The sequence below is a fragment of the Alcanivorax sp. genome (assembly GCF_040118815.1).
GTDB lineage: Bacteria > Pseudomonadota > Gammaproteobacteria > Pseudomonadales > Alcanivoracaceae > Alcanivorax.
Genome location: NZ_JBEDTC010000022.1, coordinates 126952 through 150893, shown reverse-complemented (window position 1 = coordinate 150893; position 23942 = coordinate 126952). Strand labels below are relative to the sequence as shown.

22 protein-coding genes are annotated in these 23942 nt (G+C 55.3%); 10 read left to right on the top strand and 12 right to left on the bottom strand.

Going from position 1 to position 23942, the window contains the following annotated elements:
* Positions 1-32: 32 nt before the first annotated feature.
* The gene (locus tag ABNH18_RS16735) at positions 33-941 is read right to left on the bottom strand and encodes a helix-turn-helix domain-containing protein (RefSeq protein WP_349383931.1); all 909 of its coding nucleotides are present in this window, start codon (positions 939-941) and stop codon (positions 33-35) included.
* Between the two features lie 142 nt (positions 942-1083).
* Between ABNH18_RS16735 and ABNH18_RS16730 the strand changes: the two genes are divergently transcribed.
* From ABNH18_RS16730 to rlmF, 4 genes are all read left to right on the top strand, one after another.
* Positions 1084-2583 carry a CoA-acylating methylmalonate-semialdehyde dehydrogenase gene (locus ABNH18_RS16730; protein ID WP_349383930.1) on the top strand — a complete coding sequence of 500 codons (1500 nt, stop codon included), beginning with the start codon at positions 1084-1086 and terminating at the stop codon, positions 2581-2583.
* A gap of 120 nt (positions 2584-2703) precedes the next feature.
* Complete coding sequence (locus ABNH18_RS16725; protein WP_349383929.1) at positions 2704-3855, top strand: acyl-CoA dehydrogenase family protein; 1152 nt, start codon at positions 2704-2706, stop codon at positions 3853-3855.
* 77 nt (positions 3856-3932) lie between these two features.
* The gene (gene mmsB / locus ABNH18_RS16720) at positions 3933-4823 is read left to right on the top strand and encodes a 3-hydroxyisobutyrate dehydrogenase (protein ID WP_349383928.1); all 891 of its coding nucleotides are present in this window, start codon (positions 3933-3935) and stop codon (positions 4821-4823) included.
* Between the two features lie 332 nt (positions 4824-5155).
* Entirely contained in the window at positions 5156-6091 is a 936-nt protein-coding gene (rlmF, locus tag ABNH18_RS16715; RefSeq protein WP_349383927.1) for a 23S rRNA (adenine(1618)-N(6))-methyltransferase RlmF, read from the top strand.
* A 129-nt stretch (positions 6092-6220) separates the two neighbouring features.
* Here rlmF and ABNH18_RS16710 read toward each other — a convergent pair whose 3' ends face one another.
* From ABNH18_RS16710 to ABNH18_RS16685, 6 genes are all read right to left on the bottom strand, one after another.
* A complete protein-coding gene (locus ABNH18_RS16710) occupies positions 6221-6496 on the bottom strand; it encodes a hypothetical protein (RefSeq protein ID WP_349383926.1) in 276 nt (91 codons plus the stop codon).
* 76 nt (positions 6497-6572) lie between these two features.
* A complete protein-coding gene (locus ABNH18_RS16705; RefSeq protein ID WP_349383925.1) occupies positions 6573-7895 on the bottom strand; it encodes a hypothetical protein in 1323 nt (440 codons plus the stop codon).
* A 393-nt stretch (positions 7896-8288) separates the two neighbouring features.
* The gene (locus tag ABNH18_RS16700) at positions 8289-8558 is read right to left on the bottom strand and encodes a YdeI/OmpD-associated family protein (RefSeq protein WP_349383924.1); all 270 of its coding nucleotides are present in this window, start codon (positions 8556-8558) and stop codon (positions 8289-8291) included.
* 66 nt (positions 8559-8624) lie between these two features.
* Positions 8625-9554: an SDR family oxidoreductase gene (locus ABNH18_RS16695; RefSeq protein WP_349383923.1), complete on the bottom strand. Its 930-nt coding sequence runs from the start codon at positions 9552-9554 to the stop codon at positions 8625-8627.
* A gap of 63 nt (positions 9555-9617) precedes the next feature.
* On the bottom strand, positions 9618-11033 hold the full coding sequence (locus ABNH18_RS16690; protein ID WP_349383922.1) for an amidase: 1416 nt from the start codon (positions 11031-11033) through the stop codon (positions 9618-9620).
* A 98-nt stretch (positions 11034-11131) separates the two neighbouring features.
* A complete protein-coding gene (locus tag ABNH18_RS16685) occupies positions 11132-11962 on the bottom strand; it encodes an HAD family hydrolase (RefSeq protein WP_349383921.1) in 831 nt (276 codons plus the stop codon).
* Positions 11963-12247: 285 nt separating this feature from the next.
* Here ABNH18_RS16685 and ABNH18_RS16680 point away from each other — a divergent pair, with 285 nt between their 5' ends.
* The 3 genes from ABNH18_RS16680 to ABNH18_RS16670 are packed head-to-tail and all read left to right on the top strand — an operon-like array spanning position 12248 to position 15668.
* Complete coding sequence (locus ABNH18_RS16680) at positions 12248-13408, top strand: DcaP family trimeric outer membrane transporter (RefSeq protein ID WP_349383920.1); 1161 nt, start codon at positions 12248-12250, stop codon at positions 13406-13408.
* Positions 13409-13443: 35 nt separating this feature from the next.
* Entirely contained in the window at positions 13444-14502 is a 1059-nt protein-coding gene (gene glsA, locus ABNH18_RS16675; RefSeq protein WP_349383919.1) for a glutaminase A, read from the top strand.
* Positions 14502-15668, top strand: coding sequence for a DUF481 domain-containing protein (locus ABNH18_RS16670; protein ID WP_349383918.1), 1167 nt, complete (start codon positions 14502-14504; stop codon positions 15666-15668). Before glsA ends, ABNH18_RS16670 begins: the two co-directional genes overlap by 1 nt.
* A 258-nt stretch (positions 15669-15926) precedes the next feature.
* Here ABNH18_RS16670 and ABNH18_RS16665 read toward each other — a convergent pair whose 3' ends face one another.
* The gene (locus tag ABNH18_RS16665) at positions 15927-16400 is read right to left on the bottom strand and encodes a peroxiredoxin (RefSeq protein ID WP_349383917.1); all 474 of its coding nucleotides are present in this window, start codon (positions 16398-16400) and stop codon (positions 15927-15929) included.
* A gap of 195 nt (positions 16401-16595) precedes the next feature.
* On the opposite strand from ABNH18_RS16665, the gene ABNH18_RS16660 reads away from it, so the two are divergent.
* Together ABNH18_RS16660 and ABNH18_RS16655 are read left to right on the top strand one after the other, a co-directional pair.
* Positions 16596-17261, top strand: a complete 666-nt coding sequence (locus tag ABNH18_RS16660) for an SDR family oxidoreductase (protein ID WP_349383916.1) — start codon at positions 16596-16598, stop codon at positions 17259-17261.
* Positions 17262-17350: 89 nt separating this feature from the next.
* Entirely contained in the window at positions 17351-17947 is a 597-nt protein-coding gene (locus tag ABNH18_RS16655; protein ID WP_349383915.1) for an LURP-one-related family protein, read from the top strand.
* 179 nt (positions 17948-18126) lie between these two features.
* On the opposite strand, the gene ABNH18_RS16650 is transcribed toward ABNH18_RS16655, so the two are convergent.
* The 3 genes from ABNH18_RS16650 to ABNH18_RS16640 all read right to left on the bottom strand — a co-directional run bounded on the left by ABNH18_RS16650 (position 18127) and on the right by ABNH18_RS16640 (position 21454).
* Positions 18127-20256, bottom strand: a complete 2130-nt coding sequence (locus tag ABNH18_RS16650) for a VIT and vWA domain-containing protein (protein WP_349383914.1) — start codon at positions 20254-20256, stop codon at positions 18127-18129.
* Positions 20257-20373: 117 nt separating this feature from the next.
* Positions 20374-20868, bottom strand: coding sequence for a hypothetical protein (locus ABNH18_RS16645; RefSeq protein WP_349383913.1), 495 nt, complete (start codon positions 20866-20868; stop codon positions 20374-20376).
* A gap of 100 nt (positions 20869-20968) precedes the next feature.
* Positions 20969-21454 (bottom strand): YajQ family cyclic di-GMP-binding protein, encoded by a 486-nt coding sequence (locus ABNH18_RS16640; RefSeq protein ID WP_349383912.1) that lies wholly within the window; start codon positions 21452-21454, stop codon positions 20969-20971.
* 190 nt (positions 21455-21644) lie between these two features.
* On the opposite strand from ABNH18_RS16640, the gene ABNH18_RS16635 reads away from it, so the two are divergent.
* Positions 21645-22262 (top strand): lysophospholipid acyltransferase family protein, encoded by a 618-nt coding sequence (locus ABNH18_RS16635; RefSeq protein WP_349383911.1) that lies wholly within the window; start codon positions 21645-21647, stop codon positions 22260-22262.
* Positions 22263-22490: 228 nt separating this feature from the next.
* On the opposite strand, the gene ABNH18_RS16630 is transcribed toward ABNH18_RS16635, so the two are convergent.
* Positions 22491-23933: a porin family protein gene (locus ABNH18_RS16630; RefSeq protein WP_349383910.1), complete on the bottom strand. Its 1443-nt coding sequence runs from the start codon at positions 23931-23933 to the stop codon at positions 22491-22493.
* Between the last annotated feature and the right edge of the window lie 9 nt (positions 23934-23942).

The following is a 23942-nucleotide window of genomic DNA, read 5'->3' as shown; positions in this document are numbered from 1 at the left end:
TCAGAAAAATTAAATAAAAATTTTAAATAAAATTAATTTTTTCCTCTCTCCTGTCGATATTGCTGCGGCGATACGCCCATCACTTTTTTAAATAAACGAGAAAAATAATAGGGATCGTCATAGCCCAGTTGCAGGGCAATAGCGGCCACCTCTTGGTCGCTGATATCCAATAGATAGCAGGCATGGCTCACCTTGATGCGCAGGAAGGCCTGCATGGGAGTCTGTCCCGTCTGGCGTTTGTATTCACGAATGAAATGGTAGCGGGACAGGTCGCTGGTGGCGGCGATCAGGGCATCCAGGCTGAGGCGCCGATCAATGGCGGTTTGCAGATAGCTGTTTATCCGGTTTACATCCAGCGTGGCGTGACGCACCTGGTGTTGGCGGCGCATCAGTGCAGCGTAGGCGAGCAGGCTGCGCAGCAGGTTGGCCGCATACATCAGGTGTTCTGGCTGGGCGTTGGTGGCTGCGGCCATCAGCGCCTGGAAGTCCTCCGCCAGCCGTGAGTGCACGCCCACGTTGACCTTGCGGATGCCGCTCTGCGGTTGCCCGGCAATTTCGTCGAAATACCCCTGCACCTCATCTCCGCCCAGATGCACCCAGTAAATACTCCAGGGGTGCAGAGCGTTGGCCTGGTAGTGGTGGGCCAGCCCGGCCGGGAACAGCAATAGCTCACCGGCTTCCACCGGGTGACTCCGGCCCTCGTAAGTCACTTCCCCGGCGCCCGCCACACAATAAATCAGCAGATCATCCGCTGGTTGCTGGCGCGCCATGCGATGCCCGCGTGCTTGGGGGTAAAAGCCCACACCATGGGGCATACAGCCTGCGCAAAGCGGGTGCTGACTGACACGTGAGAGCACCGCGGGTGGAATCACGGTGCGCTGCCCGCTCTCAGGAAGGGGCCAGTGGGAGGTTTCTGCGGCTTGGCGTTCTTCAGTGCTCATAGACAGCAATATAATCCATCTAATCTTAAAAGTGGCTATCTGCATGGCAGAAAAGCTGTGCTACAACTGTGACAACGCTTGCACGCAGACACGCTCCACGCTGGCCCGCCAGCCGGGAGTACGGACAATCATGGAGAACTCGATGGCCCACCAAATACCTTTACTGATTAATGGCGAATTTATTGCCAGCCAGACTGACCAGTGGATTGCGGTAACCAACCCGGCGACTCAGGACATTCTGTGTGAAGCCCCGGCGGCCACCGCCGAGGAAATGGAGCAGGCCATTGCGGCGGGTAAGGCGGCATTCCAGACCTGGAAAGAAGTGCCGGTGTCCGAGCGCGCCCGCTTGATGTTGCGCTACCAGGCGTTGTTGAAAGAACACCACGACGAGATTGCCGAGATCCTTAGCCAGGAAACCGGCAAAACCTTCGAGGACGCCAAAGGGGATGTGTGGCGAGGCATCGAAGTGGCTGAACAGGCCGCTAATATTGCCTCGTTGATGATGGGCGAAACCGTGGAGAACGTGGCGCGCAGCATCGACACCCATTCTTGGACCCAGCCGTTGGGTGTGTGTGCCGGGATTACCCCGTTCAACTTCCCGGCGATGATCCCCCTGTGGATGTTCCCGCTGGCCATCGCCGCCGGTAACACCTTTGTGCTCAAGCCCTCTGAGCAGGACCCCATGACCCCGACCCGTCTGGCAGAACTGTTTCAGGAAGCTGGCGCGGCGCCGGGTCTGTTGCAGGTAGTGCACGGCGGCAAGGAGCAGGTGGATACCTTGCTGTCGCACCCGGACATCAAGGCTGTCTCGTTTGTGGGCTCGGTGCCGGTAGGGCAGCACGTGTACCGCACCGCCACCGACAACATGAAGCGCGCGCAGTGTTTTGCTGGTGCCAAGAACCACATGGTGATCATGCCTGATGCCAACAAGGATCAGGTGGTAAGCAGTCTCGTGGGTTCTTCATGCGGTGCAGCAGGACAACGTTGCATGGCCATTAGCGTGGCGGTGTTCGTGGGCGACTCCAAAGCCTGGATCGATGAGTTGGCGGGCCAGTTTAGGCAAATTCGCCCCGGTGCCTGGAACGACCCGGATGCGGCGTATGGCCCGCAGATTAGCCCGGCAGCAAAACAGCGGGTATTAAAAATGATCGAGCAGGGCAAGAAAGAAGGCGCCACCTGTTTGCTGGATGGCTCGGATTGCACCGTGGACGGCTTGCCGGACGGAAACTGGGTGGGGCCAACGCTGTTCACCGATGTGACCGCCGATATGGCGATCTACCAGGAAGAAATTTTTGGGCCGGTGTTGTGCTGCGTCTGTGTGGATTCCCTGGATGAAGCCCTGGAGCTGGTCAATAACAGCCCCTACGGCAACGGCACTTCGATCTTTACCGCCAACGGTGCCGCCGCGCGTAAATACCAACACGAAGTGGAAGTGGGGCAGGTGGGTATCAATGTGCCGATCCCGGTGCCGCTGCCGTTCTTCAGCTTCACCGGTTGGAAAGGTTCCTTCTATGGCGATCAACATGCTTACGGTAAGCAAGGCGTGCGTTTCTATACAGAAACCAAGACCGTCACCAGCCGCTGGTTCGATTCTGATATTCCTGCGGCGGCAGGGCCGAATATGAGCATTAATTTGAAATAAACTGGCTACACTTTGTGTGAGCTTGCCTGCAAGCGAATGGGGCTTGAATGAGAATTTCCCGCTTGCAGGCAAGCTCCCATATAAGGGTGCGAAACAAGAATAGTTACAGCGAGAAAAATTGTGGATTTTTCTTTCACTGAAGAGCAGTTGGCTTTCCGCGAAACGGCACGACAGTTTTCTGAAAAAGAATTGGCGCCGTTTGCTGCGGAATGGGATGCCAAAAGTGTTTTCCCCAAGGAGGCTATTCGCAAGGCTGGCGAACTGGGTTTCTGCTCTCTGTATTGCGAAGAGGAACACGGGGGAATGGGGCTGTCCCGTCTCGATGCCGCGCTGGTATTCGAGCAGCTATCGCAAGGCTGCACGTCCACCACGGCTTTTATCACCATTCATAACATGGCCACCTGGATGCTTACCCGTTTCGGCAACGAAGCGACGCGAGTGCGCTGGGCTGATGCGTTAATGAGTGGTGAAAAACTGGCGTCTTATTGCCTCACGGAACCCAATGCCGGTTCCGATGCGGCTGCCCTGGCCACCACCGCAAAGCAGGACGGTGAGGACTATGTGCTGAACGGCGCCAAGGCGTTTATTTCTGGCGCTGGGGATACCGACGTGCTGGTGCTGATGGCGCGTACCGGTGGCCCCGGTGCCGGCGGCGTTTCCTGCTTTGCGGTGCCAGCGGATGCTCCCGGCGTTAGCTATGGCCGCAACGAAGCGAAGATGGGCTGGAAAAGTCAGCCCACCCGCGCGGTGATTCTGGACGATGTGCGGATTCCCGCGGAGTGCCTGATCGGCGAAGAAGGGCAGGGCTTCAAGATCGCCATGGGTGGCCTGGATGGGGGTCGCATCAATATTGCCAGCTGTTCGCTGGGGGCGGCCCAGGCGGCCCTGAAAAACGCGCAGCAATACGTGCAGGAGCGCAAACAGTTTGGCCAGGCGATTGGCGATTTCCAAACCGTGCAATTTACTCTTGCCGATATGGCCACGGAGCTGGTGGCGGCACAGCAAATGGTACGCCTGGCGGCCTGGAAATTGGATCAGAATCACAGCGATAAAAGCATGCTGTGTGCCATGGCCAAACGCATGGCAACTGACCTGTGTTTCAACGTCTGTAACCAGGCACTGCAACTGCACGGTGGCTATGGGTATATCAGTGAGTACCCGCTGGAACGGTATGTACGCGATGCACGAGTGCATCAGATTCTGGAAGGCACCAACGAAATCATGCGCGTGATCATCGCGCGCAATGTGCTCAAGGATTTGTCGTTTCTATAAGAGACGCAACAGCAACACGCATCACGCTTGCATGCAGAATGCCTGAAGCGTGATGCGATAATTAAAAGGAGTGCGCTATGAAAATTGGATTCTTCGGTGTCGGTCATATGGGTGGGCCCATGGCTATCAATTTGGTCAAAGCGGGCCACGAGGTGGTGGCCTTTGATTTGATGCCCGCTCTTCTGGACACCGTCGTTCAGGAAGGCGCTAAAGCGGCGAACAGTGCGGCCGACGCAGTCGCCGGCGTTGAGGTGGTTGTCAGCATGTTGCCGTCAGCAGGTGCGGTTCGTGGTTTGTACTTGGGCGAGGAAGGCGTGCTATCGCACATTGATAAAAGCGCTTTGATTATCGACTGCTCAACCATTGATGCTGATACCGCCTGTGATGTGGCGAGCATTGCCAAAGAGCAGGGCAGAGTAATGATCGATGCGCCGGTATCCGGTGGCGTCGGTGGTGCCAAGGCCGGCACGCTTACGTTTATTTGTGGCGGCCAGGAAGAGGCTATTGACCGGGCCCGCCCGGTGCTGGAATGCATGGGCGCCCAGGTGTTTCGTGCCGGTGATAACGGTGCCGGGCAGCTGGCAAAAATCTGCAACAACATGCTCCTGGCTATCCACATGATTGGCACCGCCGAAGCGTTGCAGATGGGCGCTGACCATGGTCTCGACCCGGCAGTGCTGTCCGACATCATGAAAGCCAGCTCCGGCGATAATTGGTCACTGGATAAGTACAACCCCTGGCCCGGTGTTATGGATAATGTGCCGGCCTCCAAAGAGTACGAGGGCGGCTTTGCGGTCAAGTTGATGAACAAGGATCTGGGCCTGGCGTTACAAGCAGGCCTTAGCACTCAGTCCGCCACGCCCATGGGGAACCTGGCGAAATCCCTGTACGCCGCCCATGGTAATCATGGCTATTCGGATAAGGACTTTTCCAGCATTCAGGCATTCTTTCGGCACGCTGACGATTAATTTTTATCGACAGGTCGATGTCGGCTTACGCCTGCGGCTAAGTCGACCTACGATAATGTTGGGCGGAAAAGGATTTTGTAGGTCAGGTTAGCCGTAGGCGTAACCCGGCGCATTGAACATTGCGGCAGGTCTTGAATCGTGCAGAGGCCATCGCACCCGTGATTATGCGAAAGCACGGGGCAAGACCTGCCTCCGGGGTCTGCTGCACGGTTAGCTTCAGGCTTGCCGCGATATCCTGATAGTCGAGTATGCCCATGAGATATAAAAACATTATAATCACGGGCTAATCTTTATCGGCTCTAATGTTAACTCCCTGCCTCAGGCCTATGACTGTGAACACCCGCCATCAAAAGAAGAAAAGCCGGCCCGCCCCGGTTAGCAAAGGTCTGCATCCGCGAAACTTGCACAATCAGGGTTATGATTTTCCTGCTCTGGCAGCAAGCTACCCGGCGTTGGCCTCCCATGTGAAGCCGAACCCTTACGGCGATCTCTCCATTGATTTCTCAAACCCGCTGGCAGTCAGAACCCTCAACGCCGCCTTGCTAAACCGACACTACAACATTGCCAGCTGGGATATTCCGGACGGTGCACTTTGCCCTCCCATTCCGGGCAGGGCTGACTATATCCATTACATTGCGGACCTGGTTGGCTCTGAAAATCTCGACATCAAGCTGCTCGATATCGGAACGGGCGCAAACGGCATATACCCGCTATTGGCCTGCCGGATTTACGGTTGGCAGTGCGTCGGCAGTGACATAAACACCCAGTCGATTGCGAATGTGAAGGCGATTATTGCCAGCAATCCCGACCTCGAAGGCCGTTTTACCCTGCGAGCGCAAAACGACAAGAACCATATTTTTGAAGGCATCATCCAGCCGGGAGAGTGTTTCGATGTCAGCGTATGCAATCCGCCTTTCCATACTTCGCAGGATGAGGCACTGAAAAGTACCCAACGTAAAGTTACGAACCTGGCGCGCAATCGCGGCGAGGCAAAGACGAAAACAAAGGCGTCGAATCTTAATTTTGGTGGGCAGGGCGCTGAGCTTTGGTGCAAGGGCGGAGAGCTGTTGTTTCTCAAGAAAATGGTAAGAGAAAGTCAGGTGTATTCATCGCAATGCCGCTGGTTTACCAGCCTGGTTTCAAAATCCGACAATGTCCGGCCGTTAAAGAAATTGATGCTCAAGGTCGGTGCCGTTGATGTACGGGAAATAGAGATGAAGCAGGGGAACAAGGTTGCCAGAGTGTTGGCCTGGACATTTGTCGAATAGATGAGACGGAAATATGGGCAGTGGGGGGCAGGTATTGCCTTTTGTTAATTGGGGCAAGGGGCAAGACCTGACCCTCGTTACTCGCGAAGGGTCTTTACTGGTTCTGCTTGTTATATGCTGCTCACCTGATTAAAAAATCCACGCGACCAGCTTCCCCAATCCAAATGCCACAAAAACTATTACTAATAGGCCGATAAATATAGCTTTTACGTCTTTCTCGGAGCCTAGAAACTCTTCCGAAGATAGCCCACGAAAATCCTGTCCGGGAACCACCTCGCCAACGGACAAAATGGCCTTCACATAAGCGGCCACAACGGTGCCAGCTATCCAGTACAGCGGAACAGCGCCAACCCCCACAATGAATGCAGAAACGAAGATCAAAAAGGACAATATCCACTGCACCATTACTTACTCCATATAACGCCGCGCTCTGCGGCAAAAATGGGGCGCAGCGGAAATTTTGTTCGACAGCCGCGCTTTGTTAAATGCTTGATATCATGAACTTGAGATCAAACCCGTTAGACTTATGATTCGGCCAGTTTTCTACCTCCAACGCGACTGTTTTACCCTCCACTTCCTCAGCATATGAATTACAACTTGAAATAGCACTTTTCATCTCTTCGGATAAAGATCGGCCTAAGCTAGAGACACTCAAAACCTCCGCCATCGATTTTAACTTATCACATGCCTGACGAGTTCTGGCAGCGTCATTCACGTTAACTTTAAGCTTAAGAAGCTTCGCGATATCTTCAGAACCTTCAACATAATAAGCAATATTGTCAGGGATAACGCCATCACTAAATTCTTCCATTGGAGATGAAGCAAACCACTCTTCTTCGAATAGGTTATTGTAAAACCCAGTACTCAGCCCTTCACATGAAAGAAATTCCTTTGCCTGATAGGGGCTCCATCCTAAGTCAACTGGCACATCCATAGGATTTGATTCCGCTCTCCTTGCCTTGAACATGTGACGAAAAGACTCTACTAAATCATCGTGTGATTCAACGTTTATCCTCGCGACATGGTGTGCCCAACGGTCAAGTAAACTCATTCGAAAGTTAAACAAAATTAGCGCATATATTTTCGCCAAATTTCTATACAGCTTATTTTTAATGGATAATTGTAAACGAATAAAAACCTGTTCATACGTTGAATAAACCAACATAAAGAAGACAAATGGCAAATAGAAGAGCGTAAGCAATGGTGGAACAAAGAAGTCGTAAGCCGTCTTCTCGTTACCAAACTCACCAAAATTCGTGGCCAACATGTATAGCGTGTATACGATCAAGATAATGCCAAATATAGATAGGCAATACTCAAGTAGCGTTTTGACCTGATGATATTTTTTGTCCGTTTCAGCGATAGCTGTCATGGCACCGATCAACACCAATGCTGGCACCAACAGAATCTCAATCCAAACAGGGAAAGTATACACACCCACAACAAATTGAAGGATCGCCAATAATTTCAAATTATCTAGCACTGAATGCTTGAAGAAACTTTTATCTTTCTTAATCGATTCGATCTTAAAAAGTGACATAAAACCAACAGATGTGCACCAAAAAACGGTATTTTTTATCTGGTCAGTATTCCACAAGTCCATTTCATACAGGAAGTAAACAACAAACATCATATACGCGACCATTAGGCCGAGCACTAACATAATCTGCTTTACAAAGAACGCCGATAGTAAGTGTCTAAATGAACTTCTGACTTCAATCATATTGGGAGACAGAAGCACATAAGCTGAAATTGCTAGCAGCCAAAACCCTATTGCAATCTCTCGATTGTTAAAAATATCCACGCAACTCCTTCAGCATTTAACAGCGTATTAGTTAGAACGTTCCGCATAACTCTGTTCCTCATAACTTTGGAACCGTCTTCCCCTTACCAGAAGGAAAAGCCTGCCATAACAACAGGTTGGGATGCTATAGCCAATCTCCTACACGGAGTTATGAGGAGCGTTCTACATAACTCCTGGAGCCCGTATTCTCGTTCGATGAGGCAAGGTGATTGATTTAAAAGAAATGATCTCGAGCGAGATGCTCAAGCCGCGCCGTTTCCGCTGAAAACAAAAAACTCGTACAAGGTGGGCTGTATGTTGGTAAGCCGTCACTATCAGGCAGCTTGGGGTTTCTCCTGCATCCGGTTCGATCGCCGTAAGGTGCCCGGATTTTTGATGCGCAGGTGGGCGTTTTCAAGGCTTGCCGGTGCGTTCACGGTGGGGGCAGCCCGGCCAGCAACAGGGGCGGCGTTTGCCGGCGGTGAGATTTTCCTGGGCTCGGGTAATGCGGCCCCGTCGGGTGTCGGTTTTCTTGGCGTCTTCTATCCAGCAGATCCATTCGTTGCGCGCCAGTGGGGTGATGTCCTCCCATTGGGCGAGCATGTCTGGATCGGTTTGCAGGGTTTGCCGTAAGTCGTCGGGCAAGGCGTGGACGACGCCACCGCTGATGGTGCTGTTTTTCATGATGGCCTCCTCCCTGTTGCCGCCACGGTTACCCGGTTTGCTGGTTGGTGCTACGTCTGCATGTTTTCAGACGTTGGCATAATTCTGTAGATGATGCTCTGAAAAATCCCACAGTTTTTTTGCGACGGCGGTATTGCCCGCTTCTGCTGAAGGCCGTGCGGCCCGGCAATGGGAAAAATAGCCGCCCGCGATGCCTTCAGCATTGCCATGAGTGGCACACATAACGCTGGTGGCGGCGCCTTGATGCGGTGTTTTGGTAAGGGGGCTGACCAGTGTGAAGAGCGCCTGGGTCAGCCAGGATTCACGGCCGAATCCGGTGGTGACCAGCGCGCCGGGGTGTACGGCGCAGGCGGTGAGGCCCTGGCTGCCATAGCGCTGCTGGAGTTCCAGCGCCATCAGGGCATTGCACAACTTGGCCTGGCCATAGGCATTGAAGGCGGTTATGCGGTTTTGTTTTTTGGCCACAAGCAGGTTGTCGAAATTCAGCCGCAAGGGGTACCGGTGTGATTCGCTGGAGACCATCACAATACGAGGGGTTGGTGCCTTGAGGATCGTGTCGAGCAACCCTTTGGTCAGCATGAAATGGCCCAGGTGGCAGACGGCCACGGTTCGCTCGATTCCCTGATCGGTTAGCAGGTATTTGGTCGACATGGAGCCAGCATTGCAGATGAGTATGTCCAGATGAGGAATGTGCTCACGTTGGGCAATATCCCCCAGACAGGTTTGGATGCTGGCTGGATCAGCAAGGTCCAGAGAGACCAGCTCAACCTGGGCATCGGGGTGGTCGCGGCGAATGCGGGAAACGGCGTCTTCGCCAAGGGTTGGATTTCGGCAGGCCAGGATAACAAGCGCTCCGGCTGCAGCCAGAGAGCGGGCGGTTTCATAGCCAATGCCGCCATTGGCGCCGGTCACCATGGCGATTTTCCCTGAAAGGTCTTGCCCTTGTAGAACCTGATCGGCAGTGCTGTTGCGATTGAATGTTGATGAAAGCGTCATGGTTATCCTTTCCCGTATTCTGTTGGCCGGTGTGTGTGCAAGGCGTGTCTGGCTGCTTGTGTATCAGCGTTGATCAAGCCGGATAAACGGCTGTACCTGCTCCAGTTCAAACGCCAGCTCCAGCAAGGTGCGCTCCTCGCCGTGACGCCCATTGAGCTGGACGCCGATGGGCAGGCCGTTGTCGGCCTGGCCCAGCGGCAGGGACAGACCCGGGCTGCCGGAGGCGTTGTTGGCCGGGGTAAAGGTGGTGTAACGCAGCAGGCGTTCCAGCTGGGTGTCGAAGTCCACATCGGCGCCCAGATAGCCCAGTTCCGGCGTGGTGTGGGCGAGCACGGGGGTGAGCACCACGTCGTACTGGTTAAATACCTCTGCGTAACGGGCCTGGCTCTGGCGAAGCTGGCGCAGCATGCCGGGGGTTTTCAGGAAGCGTTGACGGTAATGGCGGGCCAGACCCTGTGAAAGCGGATCCAGCTGCTGACTATCGAACCCTTGAGGGAATAGGGCGCGGCCGAATTTGCTGACGAAGAAAGCCAGCATGGCCCAGTAAAGCAGGAAATCGTCCACAAACCGTTGGGGCAGGTCGATGCGGGCCACGTCCACATGATGTCCCAGATCAGACAGCTGTTTGGCGGTGGCTTCCACGGCCGCGCGGGTTTGTGGGCAGGTGGGGTCGCCGGTGATGGAGTCCAGCATCAGACCGATGCGTAGCCGTTGTTTGCCGGGGCCGGTGACGTGCCCAATAGCGGGTAACTTGCGGTTGCGGTAATACTTTTCGGCTTCGGCGAAGAAGTTGGCGGTGTCGCGCACGCTGCGCGTGAGCACGCCATCGCTAATGATGTTGACCGGCAAAGCTTTGGCGGCTTCCTGGGTGATCAGGCGCCCACGGGTACTTTTCAGGCCCACTAGGCCGCAGACCGCCGCAGGTATGCGAATGGAGCCACCGCCATCGTTACCATGGGCAATGGGCACGGCGCCGGCGGCGACCAGCGCTGCGCTGCCCCCGGAGGAGCCGCCGGCGGAATGGTTCAGGTGCCAGGGGTTGCGGGTGGCCGGGGCGTGAGCCAACTCGGTGGAGGCGGTGAAGCCGAAAGCGGGCAGGGTGGTCTTGCCCAGCAGATTAAAACCCTGGGCCAGATACTGCTTGGCCAGTACGCTGGTTTTCTTCATCGGCTTGGCGCCCACGGCGGCGCTGCCATGGCGGGTAGGTAGGCCCGCCAGGTCGATATTGTCCTTGATCAGGCTGGGAACGCCAGCGAAAAAGCCTTCAAAGTTCTTGTTGCTGGCCCGTTCTCTCGCTTCTGTATAAGTGTCCAGCACCAGTCCGTTAAGGGTGGGGTTGACCCGCTGCAAGCGGCCGATGGCGGCTTCGGTAGCGTCGGTGGTGCTGATGTCGCCGCGCTGCAGGCGCTCTGCCAGGGCGGTAGCATCATCGGTGCCCAGGGCGTCATCGGTGAAGGCGTGAAGCGTATGCTGTGTCATGGTGTCTCGCGGGCAGGTTGTTATTTTGCACGAATGTACCAATTTGGCGCGGGCACGACAGGGGCGGATCGGGCCAATCGGGCTGGGGGCGGAGGTGTTCAGGGGCGCGCTCGTTCCACGCGCTTGTGCTGGGCCAGCAGATGCCGGGCCAGGCCGGTGAGTTCGGCAATGCTGCCCACCACGGCATCCGGGCGGTGCGGGTGTTTGACGGTATGCGGGAAAATCTTGTCCAGCCAGGCCTGCTCCCACCCCGCGCCGTTATAGAAAATAGAGGTAACGCCGGCTTCTTTGGCGGCAATCACGTCGGTGGTGCTATCGCCCACGTACCAGCAGCTTTCGCTGGCTTGCTTGTCGAGAATGTCCATGGCCTTCAATAGCATCTGTGGTGACGGTTTGCGCTTTTCCACATCGCTGCCGCATACCACCACATCAAACAGGTCTTCCCAGCCGGTGTTGTCCACCAGTGCCAGTTCATGTTCCAGAAATTCCCGCTTGCGGTTGGAGATCAGCCCGACTTTTACGCCTAGCTCGCGCAGGTGCACCAGCTGCGGGCGAATGTCCGCTTCCAGCGGGTGGACTTCGGCCACATATTTTCGGTAAGCCTGGTCAAAGGCCTGGTGGGCACGCCCCTTGGCGTCCTGATCGCTGCCGAACAGTACTTCGAAAATATCGGTGCGGGAAATTTTCCGTTGAGAGACGATTTTCGGGTGCAGGCGGTGGTGATCTTTCACATAAATCAACAGCTTGGCGTCTTCGATGGTTTTGGAGTCGTCCGGGTCGAGTAGCCGGTCCCACAGGTCGAGATCCTGCAGCTGGGGGAGGATGTCATCTACCGCGTGGTACATGGCGTCATGGGTGTCCACCAAAGTGGCGTGCCAGTCGATAAGAATGACATCGGGGCGGGCATGGGGCAGTTGCAGAATGCTCATGATGACCTTGCCGGAGCGTTGTAGATGACTGTTATGCCTGTGTCATATTGTCGTGCTGCTATATATGGCCACATGGCCGTAAGTATCGGTAAGTGGTGCGGCTTTTTAAGAGTGTGCTGCCCGTATCACTATTTGAAAAGGTTTGAGTCTCACTATGATGACTATTTAAAAAAAATATGCTTCTATCGAGAACGAATGACTGATTAAACGTTGCCGTTTCGGGATGCGCAACACTCTGCCCGGGGACAGTGGCGGTTATTACAACAATGAACAGGGATGATGATCATGGGTACTCTCGCTTCCCGGCGCACCCTCGGTGCTGCGCTGCTCTTGGCTCCTATTTCTTGTCTGGCGGATTCCTCTTTCGAAATCTATGGCTTCGGGATGGTGGATTATGTGCAGGGTTTCGATCGGGTAACGCCCGAATGGGAAGACACTCTGAGGCCTGGCCGCATTCCTTATGATCAAGATACGGTAGGCAGTGATGGCCAAGCTGTCATTGGTGTCCGCCAGAGCCGTTTGGGTGTGAATGCCAGCACCATGGCTGGTGACAGTGAGCTGACAACCAAATTTGAATTTGACATGTTTGGCGTTGGCCCAGATGAAGGGCAAACGACGATTCGTTTGCGCCATGCCTATGGGGAATGGAAGTCTATCCTTGCTGGGCAAACCAATAGTGTGTTTATGGATGGAGATGTGTTCCCTAACGTGATCGATTATTGGGGGCCCTCTGGCATGGTTTTCCTGCGCAACCCGCAGATCCGTTGGACGCCGGTGAAGGGTGATGATTCCACTGTTGCTGTGGCAATCGAGAATCCGGGCAGCGGCGTGGATAGCGGTCTTGATCCGGGCACTGCCGGCGATGATGAATATCCGGACATTACCGCCCACTTCCGACAGGTCGGCGATTGGGGGCATTTTCAGGTGGCCGGTATTTTACGGCAGGTGGGTTACGACACTCCCGGTGGGCCGGACGGTAGCCCCGACGACAGTGAGTTGGGTTGGGGGGTGAACCTGACTTCCACCATCAACATGTTTGAAAAAGACCGCATCATTCTAGGCGTCGTCCACGGTAACGGCATTTCCAATTACATGAATGACGGTGGTGTGGATATGGCACCGGATGGTAATGCGGCCGACCCGGACTACAAGGTTGTACCTCTCACCGGTCTCATCGCTTATTACGACCATTACTGGAACGATACCTACAGCTCTTCCGTCGGTTATAGCTCTACGGAAATCGACAATATGGATTTCCAGACGGCGGATGCCTTCAACAAGGGTGAATATGCTTCCGTGAACTTACTGCACACCCCTAACGACAAGGTGTTAATGGGGATGGAGTATCTGTTTGGCAAGCGCACGGCTAACGACGGCACCACCGGCTACGACCGCCGCGTCCAGTTTAGCGTCAAATACAGCTTTTCCAGTGGCAACCTGCTTTAAGCGGAAGCCGGAATCTCTTAGAGGGAGCATGAGTAATGCAATATTCACGTAAGTTCTTCAGCCTGTTTTTTGCCGGCATGCTGGCCATGGCGAGCGCCAGCTGCTCGGCGGAATCCGAGGCGCCAGCGGCGTCGCCGGTGGATAGCAAGCTGACCGAAAAGAACATCAACGACGCCCTGAAAAAAGCCTACGACAAGTACAAAGGCTTGAAGGAAGGCGCCAACGCTAACTACATCCCGGCGCTGGACAAGGTCGACTCCAACATCTTTGGCATCGTGCTGGTGACCGTCGATGGCAAGGTCTACACCGTGGGCGACATCAAGTCCGAAGTGTCCATTCAGTCGATCTCCAAGGTTTTCACCATGGCCAAGGTGACTGAAGAAAAAGGTATTGGCGCGCTGCCCAAGAACGTGGGTGTGGACGCCACAGGCCAGGTGTTCAATTCCATCTATGCCATTGAGCAGAACCAGGGCCATGAAATGAACCCGTTGGTGAATGCCGGTGCGATCACCACCACCAGCATGGTGCAGGGCAAGAGCTACAACGAAATCTGGAACAAGATTCTCGGTTACTACAGCGGGTTTGCTGGCCGGGAACTTACCGTGCTGGAAGATATCTACAAGTCCGAAGCGGCGACCAACCAGCGTAACCAGGCGATCGCACACCTGATGTATGCCTACGGCCATATCGAAGGCGACCCGCTGCAGGCCACCGATATTTATACCCGTCAGTGTTCTGTGGGTGTGAACGCCAAGGACCTGGGCACCATGGCGGCAACGTTGGCCAACGCTGGCACTAACCCGGTTACGGGCAAGGCGCTGGTGAAGCCGGAAGACATGCCGGAAATCCTGGCGGTCATGGCCACAGCCGGGCTGTATGACGATGCGGGCAAGTGGTTGTACAAGACCGGCCTGCCTGCCAAGAGTGGTGTGGGTGGTGGTATCATCGCCGTTTCACCGGGCAAGTTCGGCATCGCGGCCATTTCACCGCCGTTGGATGAAGCTGGTAATAGCGTGCGTGCCCAGAAAGCCATTGCGGATATTTCTGCAGCCCTGGGCGGCAACCCCTACGAGGCAACCCCTTACGGTAAGTAATGAAAAAAGCAGTCTTGGGCCAGCGGATCCTCCCGCTGGCCAATCGGTCTGATCTCATGCGTGGCCAGACAGTAAAGGCAGCCTTGATGGCTGCCTCTTTTATGGCGGGCAGCTTGCCAGGAATGACACTGGCCGACCAGACCTTCGATACCGCAAAAATACCCCCGGAAATATGGCAGCCTCCATCTTTTGATGTGCAGCAATGGGACTGGATTCAGCTGGACACCGGCGAGTGGGTGAAAGGGCGAATCAAGGTTTTGCACGAAGAGTCCGTTGAGATAGACAGTGATCATTTCGACCTGATTTCGATTGACTGGGGTGACGTGGCCTATATTCGTACGGGCCGTGTCATGTCGGTACTGCTGGAGGGTGGTGAAGTGATACTGGGGCGCCTGACTACAGAGAGCGGCAAGCTAATGGTAGGGGGCGAGCCAGTGGAGTTTCCCCGGGTGGTTGGCATTGCCTCCGCTTCACCCCGGGAATTTGATTTGTGGTCTGCCGATATTTCTGTGGGCCTGAATTTCCGCAGCGGTAACGTGGAGCAGAAAGACCTGAATACCAAGGTTGCCTTGAAACGCCGTACGGTGAAGAACAATACCCGGATGAGCTATACAGGTAACTATTCTGAGTCCGAATCCGAAGAACTGGCCAATAACCACACGGCCAGCCTTACCCACGATTATCGCATCAGCCACAAGTGGTTTTTCCGACCGATTCAGGCGGAATACTACCGCGATCCGTTCCAGAACCGTGACGCAGAATGGACCGTGGGTTTGGGTGCTGGGTACCAGATTTTTGATACCCCGAAACTGGACTGGACGGTCTCGGTTGGCCCAGGTTATCAGCGTACCGAATACGTGGATGTGGCACCGGGAGAAGACCGAACCGTGTCCACGCCGGCATTACTGCTGGGTACCTATTACGACCAGGACATTACCGACAACATCGATTTCCAGATTGATTACCAAGTGACGCTGACGAAAGAAGAAGCAGGTCGTGCCAAGCATGACTTTTATATGGCGCTGGACGTGGACCTGACCAGCCGCCTGGATCTGAGACTGGCGGGAACTTGGAAGCGGATTGAAAGCCCGCAACCGGACAGCAGCGGCATTACCCCGGAAAAAGACGACTTTACTGCCACCCTGGGGTTAGCCCTGGAAATATAAGAGATGTTGAGCAAGCGATGCTTGCATCACGAATGACGACGGTGGGTTACAAGCGCCTTCGCGATGCAGGCAACGTTTCTCGCAGTGCCTCGAGCTTTTTTCAGAGGCTTCCTAGCGGCATCGCCGTGAATTGCTGGCGATGCATCATGCAGACAAACCGCGCCGCCAGGTTTTCCTCAGGCATGGGGCCATCTGGGCAAAATTCTGAGGGAAAGACTCTCCGTTCAGAGCATTCCCTCTAATCCGCGAAGAACTGAATTAAAGCTGGCCCAGCACGGTGTCGGCGCTGCTCTTGTCCACGCCTTTGGCGTCTACACCGATATATTCCACCACACCATCGTTAGCGATCAGGGCGAAGCGTTTGCTGCGAATACCCATGCCGCCGCCGGTAGCGTCCAGTTCCAGACCTAGTGCCTTGGCAAATTCCGCATTGCCGTCTGCCAGCATGGTCAGGCGCTCAGCGTTCTGGTCTTTTTGCCAGGCATCCAGTACGAAAGCGTCATTCACTGCCATGCAGGCAATGGCATCGACTTTTTCCAGCAGGGCATCCGCATTCACCACAAAGCCGGGCATATGGGTGTTGGAACAACCGGGAGTAAAGGCACCGGGAACGGCAAACAGCACCACTTTGCGGCCTTTGAAAAATTCGCCGGTGTTGAGATCTTCCGGACCATCGGCACCGTTGGTTTTCAGGGTAATGTCGGGAAGGGTGTCGCCAACTGCAATGCTCATGATTCGCGTCCTTGGCTTGAGAATGGATAATCACTGTAACAAAGACGCAGAGACAAAAAAGGGTGATTGCGCAATTTAGGGGGAGGCGATTGTTGTTTTACAGGCAAGACGGGCACCAGGGGCCTGCGCACTGGTATTGAGAGGAGTAAGGGTTCAGGGTAAGTGTTCGGCGAACCAGACAAAAAGGAGGCGGCCATGGGAAAAACTATTGTCATTACCGGGGCCAACCGTGGAATCGGCCTTGCCATGGTGCAGCAGTGGTGCACCAGCGGGGATACGGTCTTTGCGGCTTGCCGGCAGCCCTCACAGGCATTGCTGGACAGTGGCGCCAAGGTTATCGACGGGGTGGATGTGGGCACACCGGATGGGGTGATGAACCTGAAGAGTGCGCTGGGTAATACCCCTGTGGATGTGCTCTATAACAATGCCGGCATCATGTGCAGTGAAACCGTGGATGCCATGGATTTCGAGCAGATTCGAGAGCAGTTCGAGACCAACACGCTGGGGCCGCTGCGCGTGACAATGGCCTTACTGGAGAATCTGCACGAAGGCAGCAAGGTGGGCTTGATGACATCACGGATGGGGTCCATTGCCGATAACACATCGGGAGCAAAATATGGGTACCGGATCAGCAAAGCGGGGCTTAATGCGGCGGGTAAGTCGTTGGCGGTAGATCTGCATGGCCGCGGTATTGCTGTGGCCATTCTTCACCCGGGCTGGGTGCAGACCGACATGACTGGACAGAGCGGCAACCTGACGGTGGATGAGGCCGCGTCAAACCTGATCGCGCGGATGGATGCCCTGACCCTGGAAAACAGCGGCACCTTCTGGCATTCCGATGGCAGTGCGTTGCCCTGGTGAGGGGCGGCGTTTCCCACAGAACATCAAGACGTTGGGTTTTTTAGACATTTCCTGGTTCGCGATGAATCAAAAATACGATAAGGCAAGCCATGACGCACGAAGTCCGTTTTCAGCATCCTCGCTATACTATTCGCCGCAAATTTTTCCGTTTCTTCGGCGATGCGTTTCATCTTTATACCGATGAAGGTGAACTGGCGCTTTATTCCAATATGAAACGCTTTCGTCTGCGCGAGGATATTCGGTTGTACGCGGACGATAGCCAGGAGCAAGAGCTGCTGCGTATCTCAACCCGTAGTATCTTTGATTTTGCCGGTGCCTACGATGTGCATGACTCGCAAACCGGTGAGCATGTGGGGACGCTGCGCCGTGCTGGGTTCAAGTCTTCTTTCTTGCGCGACCACTGGACGTTGCTTGATAACAAAGGCACGGAGATTGGCTCGCTGGAAGAAGACTCCATGCTCAAGGCGCTGGTGCGTCGCTATATTGAGTCGCTGGCTTTTTTCTTTCCTCAGCACTACCACGCGACCATGGACGACAACCCCGTTGCGGAGTACCGCCAGCGATTCAATCCCTTCATTCTGAAACTGGATGTGGATTTTAGTGCTGACCGGGAGGGTCGATTCGACAAGCGATTGGGTATTGCGGCTGGCGTGTTGCTGTCTGCCATCGAAGGGCGTCAGGAGTAACTAAAAGGTCTTGGCTGGGTGTTAAAATTGTTGAATAAATATTCAAGAGCAGTCCAGAAGCTTCGCGATGCAAGTGTCGCTTCCGACTGAAGATGAAGACAATTCTGGCGGCCACCTTAAGTGGAGTTGCTCTCGGGCAGCAGTGTGCTGTCCGGGAGGAATTGCTGGCGTTGGTTAGGTTAGCGGCGGCGACGAAGCCCGCCGCCAATCAGCAAGATCAGGAACGGCAGCAGTGCGCCGATACCGAAGGCGCCGCCGCCCCCACCACTGCCGCCGCTGTAGGACGGGCGATTGCTGTTATACATGGGTTGGCTATTGTCCACACGGTTGCTGGTGGGTGCGCTAGCCTGGCGTTGGGCTTTTGCCAGTTTTTCAATCTCGCGACGTTTGGCATTACGACGATCAATGCCGTATTGCTCGAACACTTCATCGCGTAACACCACCATGGAGGTGTAGTTGGTGACTAGGCCGTACTCTATGCCCAGGTCGGTAATGCCCTGCTGTAAGTCTTTCTCTTCACCGAAATAGTTTATCTCCTGCTGCATGTCCTGAATGGTGGCGTAGGCCCATAGCCGTTCCAGCTCCGGGTTATCGCCGCCTTGAGCGGGAAATTCAAACCGGGTCTTGTAGGTTTTTTTCTGGCCAGCCACCTCTGCACGCAGGGTGACATCGGCGGCGCCATCGCCCCAGTAATGACCTAACAAAATAATCTGACGGCCGTGGTAAATGCTACCAATCTGTTGTGGCTGCAGGTCGGCGGTACGCACTCCGTCGATGTCGATCTCCACATCATTCATTGCCTGGTGTGTCAGCTTGGCAGTGGCATTGAGAATCTGTCCGGCGATGTCATCGCTATTGGAGACGCTAATGGCAAAGCCGTTGCTGGCATCCGTCATGGCGGTGAGCATGGGCCGGTTAGCGCTGTTGCCCATTACAAAAGTGAACAGGCGAACGTCGTGGCTTTCCAGCAGCTCGATAAAGTCTTTTTGCTGTGTTTTGCCGACGTTGGCGACGCCATCAGTGACCAGCACGATGCCAGTGGGGCGGTCGGCGTCTAGCGGGTTCAGGGCCAGGCTAAGGCCGCCGAACAGGTTGGTGCCGCCACGGGACTGTAGCTGCATGACTTTCTGTGTGTACTGACGAATGTTGTTGGGCGTGGCATCCACAAAACCGCCGGTGAGTTCCTCGGCCCGGTCATCGAACAGCACAATGCGGAAGCGGTCGCCGCCGCGCAGTTTGCCCAGTGCCTGGCTGACGCCATCGCCCAGGGTGGCCAGTTTGGCGCTCATGGAGCCGGAAATATCCAGTACGAACACCCAGTCGCTGCCGGTGGTGATCGCTGGAAGGTCATCACCGGGAGTGATGCTGAGCATAAAGGTGCCGCGGTCCTCGCCCGGTTCCTTGTAGGCCACCAGGTCCACGCTGCCGGGCAGGTCCTGCTGGTGGCGCCAGTAAACGACGATGTCCTGATTCAGGGTAAAGGCTCTGGCCGGCTGACCGTTATTGGTGGGTGGTGCGACATTGGCACTTTCGCTTTTTTTGTCCTCGCTGCTGTGCGTGATTTCAGCGATTTCATCGTTTGTATTCACGGCGGTCGCGCTGCGGCGATTGTCCAGCGTTACCTGCCATTGCTGCGGATCTTGTTGGGTAATCTGTGCCTGGGGGTGTTTGGGCAGCCGTAGGGCGTCCACCGGGTAGCCGCTGCGCAGATTCAGGGTAAAGGTGAAGTGCTCTTCTACACTTTCATTGGCCGTCCAGAAATTAAGTTTCTGTTCGTCCACGCCGCCTTCTTCCAGCGGGTAAACATAACGGCCGATGCCGGTATCCACGGAAGCGGGCTGCATGTAGACCAGTCGTACCCGGGTATCCTGGCCGGCGCGCACCGGATTCACTTTTACATCGAAGGCCTTGAAATTGTCTTTCTCGGTGAGCCCGACGTCACGGCCAGCCGCTTTTTCCTGCTCGTACACTTGGCGAGCCTGTTCTTTTTCCAGCACTTCGCCGATCACCGGTTTGCCGTCGATCCAGACGGTGAACTCGGCCACGGTGCCTTTTTCGGGAACCGGAAAGCGATAGTAAGCTTCCAGATCCTGATCATTAGGGTTGTGAAACACCTGCTCTACTTCGGTGATGGCATAGCCGTCTTCCACATCCACGGTGACATGCTGCTCGCGAATCTGTAGCGGTGGCAAGTTGCTGTCGGCGGGCGCCATGAGGCCTGCGGCAACACTGTGTTGAGTGGCTGTCAGGGCACTGAGTGTCAGCGCCAGCGTGGCGAGAAGACGGTGGAAACGATTCCTGAAACCCATGAGGATTCTCCTTGTTATCGGTCATGGGTTACGTTGTACGCGTTGGCGTTTATTTTGTTAAACAGTGTTCATTAACAAGACATGTCGCAAGGTGTTCAATAGAACATGAATCTGGGATTACCCGTTATGGGTCAGTTGCTTACGCGTGGCATCGATCAGCGCAGCAAAATCCGGGCGAGCGATCACAGCCAGCACCAAAGTGTAGACGCCGTTGAGCAGTGCGAGCAGGGGGTCTGCCTGCATCAGGCTGAGGGCGATAACCACCATGGAAACGGCATCCAGAATGCCCAGCAGCAGGAACATACTGGCCTGCACCTTGAGTACCGCATGGTCCCCAGAGGGGTCGGCGGGGGTGGAAGTCTGGATCGGGCGGCGGGCAATGGCTGTGGGTGACAGCAGTGCATTGCGGAGCGGCCGGGCCACCACCAGCATCAAGCCCATGGCGCCCATCGCCCCCATCCGCAGGGTGTCTTGCGGCAGTAGATCAAGTGACGCGGTGTAGTTGCCAAACCAGACCAGCCCGGCGATGGCGATGCCTATCAGCATGGGGGCGGAGAGCACCAGAAACCAGAACATGTTGAGGCGTTGAGTGGCTGAGGTAGAGGCGGACATAAACAGCTTCCTGTGGATAGTGGCTGAGGGTGTACAACGCCGAACGCCTAGAGCCTGGCCTTATTCGTTTGTAGCGTTGTGGCTTGAAACGTCTTGTCTCTCAGTCTCTAAAATTATTGAACTGTAGCGGGGTTTCGATTTTCGATGCGCGCAGCAGGGTCATCACGGCTTGCAAGTCATCGCGTTTCTTTCCGTTAACGCGAACCTGGTCGCCCTGAATGGAGGCCTGTACCTTGATTTTACTTTCCTTGATTTCCTTGACGATCTGCTTGGCCACGGGCTGGTCGATGCCTTGACGGAAGGTCAGTGTCAGGGAAAATGTCTTGCCGCTGTGTTCCGGCTCGTCGGGTTTGTCGGCGCCGGCAGCGCTAATGTTCTGTTTCAGGCAGGCTTTGCCGAACAGCTCCTCCAGCTGGCGCACCTGAAAGTCGGATGCGGTTTTCAGGGTGACGGCCAGGCCATTCTGCTCGATGCTGGCCTCCACACCCCGGAAATCAAATCGGGTGGACAGCTCGCGGTTGGCGTTGTCCACCGCGTGGCGAAGGGCGACTTCATCAATTTCGGAAACAATATCGAAAGACGGCATAAGGGGTCCTGTCGGCAGTAATGGGCGTGTCTGAATAGGGCAATTATACAGAGGCAAACCGGTGGCGGGGCAAGTCGGGGTGGTCGTCGTCAATGCGGTATCGGGGGGCTATCCGATATACTGCGAGATTGTGCTGCGCTGCGGCAGCGCCGCGCAGGGCGGGAATACGACACAACGTTGAGGTTAGGGTATGCAGAACCAGTCCACAGGCGGGCCATCCCGTGTGCCATTGGGGCAGCGAATCGGGCAGGTATTGCTGCGGCTTACCGGCTGGACGGCGGGCCCTTTCCCGGATATCGACCGGGCTGTGATTGCCGGCGGGCCGCATACCTCCAACTGGGACGGTGTACTGGCACTGGTGAGCCGTTCCGCGTTGCAGCAAGACGTGAACGTGATGATCAAAAGCAGCCTGTTCAAGGGGCCACTGGGCGTGCTGTTGCGTAAACTGGGTGCCATGCCGATTGAGCGAGGCAAGGCCGGGGGCATGGTTGAGCAAACCGTAGCGGCATTTGCAGCCCGTGAAACCTTGTTGATCGCGGTGACCCCGGAAGGCACCCGCAGTAATGCGGGCCAGTGGAAGCTGGGCTTCTATCATATTGCCCGTCAGGCCAATGTGCCGATTATTCTGGCATTGGCGGACTATAAGAAAAAAACCTTCTCATTTCCTGTGGTGATCTATCCCGGCGACGACATGGAGGCAGATCTTCAGCAAATCTACTCGCACTTTGCGGGAGCGACGCCGCGCCATGCGGACAAGCTCTCTGCACCGGTTTACGCGGCAAAAGCGGCGAACGGGATCGGATCCTGAATAAAGGTTCATCGTGGATTAGCGCGACAAAGAAAAGATTAGGTTTGTGGTGGGAGTGATCGTTCGATCACGATGCTCTATCGCGCGTTAGTGAAGCTATTCGCGGTGGAACCACCGCTCCTACAATGAGGCCTTGGGAAGAAACTTCGCTTGGCGGTAAACGGGAAGGTAAGCGAAGGGCCAAGTAAGAAACGGCAGGCCATGCAGAGGGAGGCCTGCCGGATTTTTTTAGAATGCCAGAACCATATCGGTGGTAATGGCCCAGCCATTGCCGCCCACCTGGAACGGGACACTGCTGTAACCCACCGGGGAATCCTGCAGGTAAAGCCCCTGAACGCTAAAACGGAACTCCTTACGCTTGAAGGGGAACCAGTTCGCGCCAACGCTGATGTCATGTGGTGTGCCGTACTCACCCTGAATTTCCGAGTAAGCCACATAGGGTTGCAACACCTTGGGAATTGCCATCATGGATGCCTGGATCTGATAACCCTTGTCATCGAGTTCATCAACAGGGAGTGGGCCGGTAGCGTCAAACTTGTCCACCCAGCGATGGTAGAACTCGGCCTCCAGGTACCAGCCGCGGTATTTTATCCCCGCATTGGCGGCGGCCATCTGGTAGGTGGCCTGGTTGATCTGGGTGCCATTGTTGAAAGGGTCGGCACTGAATATCAGCGTTCCGTCAGATAGGTGAATCTGGGAATTTTCAAACGTATTCACCCCTGGCTGTGACTGGGCATCTTCACGGCTGTGAGTGAAGTGAATGCCGAAGCGGGTGGCAATTTCTTCATGGAAGGCATAATCACCAAACTCTTCTCCGGGGCCAAACTCTCCGGTCGTTGGCATCCACCACAGGGCGCCGGAGAACGTATTAAGGCCATCATCAAGCTGGGCGCCGTCCACGCCGAGCTGGCTCAGATTGTTACCTAGCATTGCACGGTACTGCACGCCCTCGGCAATTTCCCCTTCTGCCCATATCCCGGTGGTATACGACCCACGGAAGAACTCATCAGCAATGGTGCGGTGATCGTTCTTCAGCCAGTTGGGAAAGGTGCCATTGGTGGAGCGGGTGGAAGGCAGCGCGCCGATGCCGCCGTACAGCTTGAAGGACTTATTGAAGTGGTAACTCAGGTTACCCGCCACCACCACCTGGGCAGGGTCGCCCTGGCTGGTGTTGGAGGTCCATGTATAGAACAGGTAATGCAGCTTGGGATCAAAGATCCAGCCTTTGAATGAAAGGTTTACCTTCTGAAACTGGAGATCATTGCGGGGATCGATCTCGGAACTGCGGCCGAATGAATCCGTATAGGTGCGGTCAAAATCTTTCTGGTTCAGATAGCGGGTATAACTGAAAACGCTGAAATTGACTTCGCCCATGTCTGAGCTGAACAGGTTGAACCCTTTGCCCGGGCGGTAGCCCTTGCTGACCCCGGCTTGCGGCTGGCCCGTCGCCGGTGGTGCATCGTCACCGTATAACTGGGTTTCCAAGTGGTGGATGCGCTGGTCGAATTGCTGACTCTGCTGTTGCAGATCCTGGCGGAGGCTTTTCAGTTCCTGCAGTTGTTGTTCCACATCCTGGGATGGCGCCGACGGTGTACTGTCTTCGGCCTGACCGATTGCCGGTGTCAGCATGGCTGCGCAAAGCGCAACCATGCTGGTGCTGGTTCCTTTCATTCCGATCCC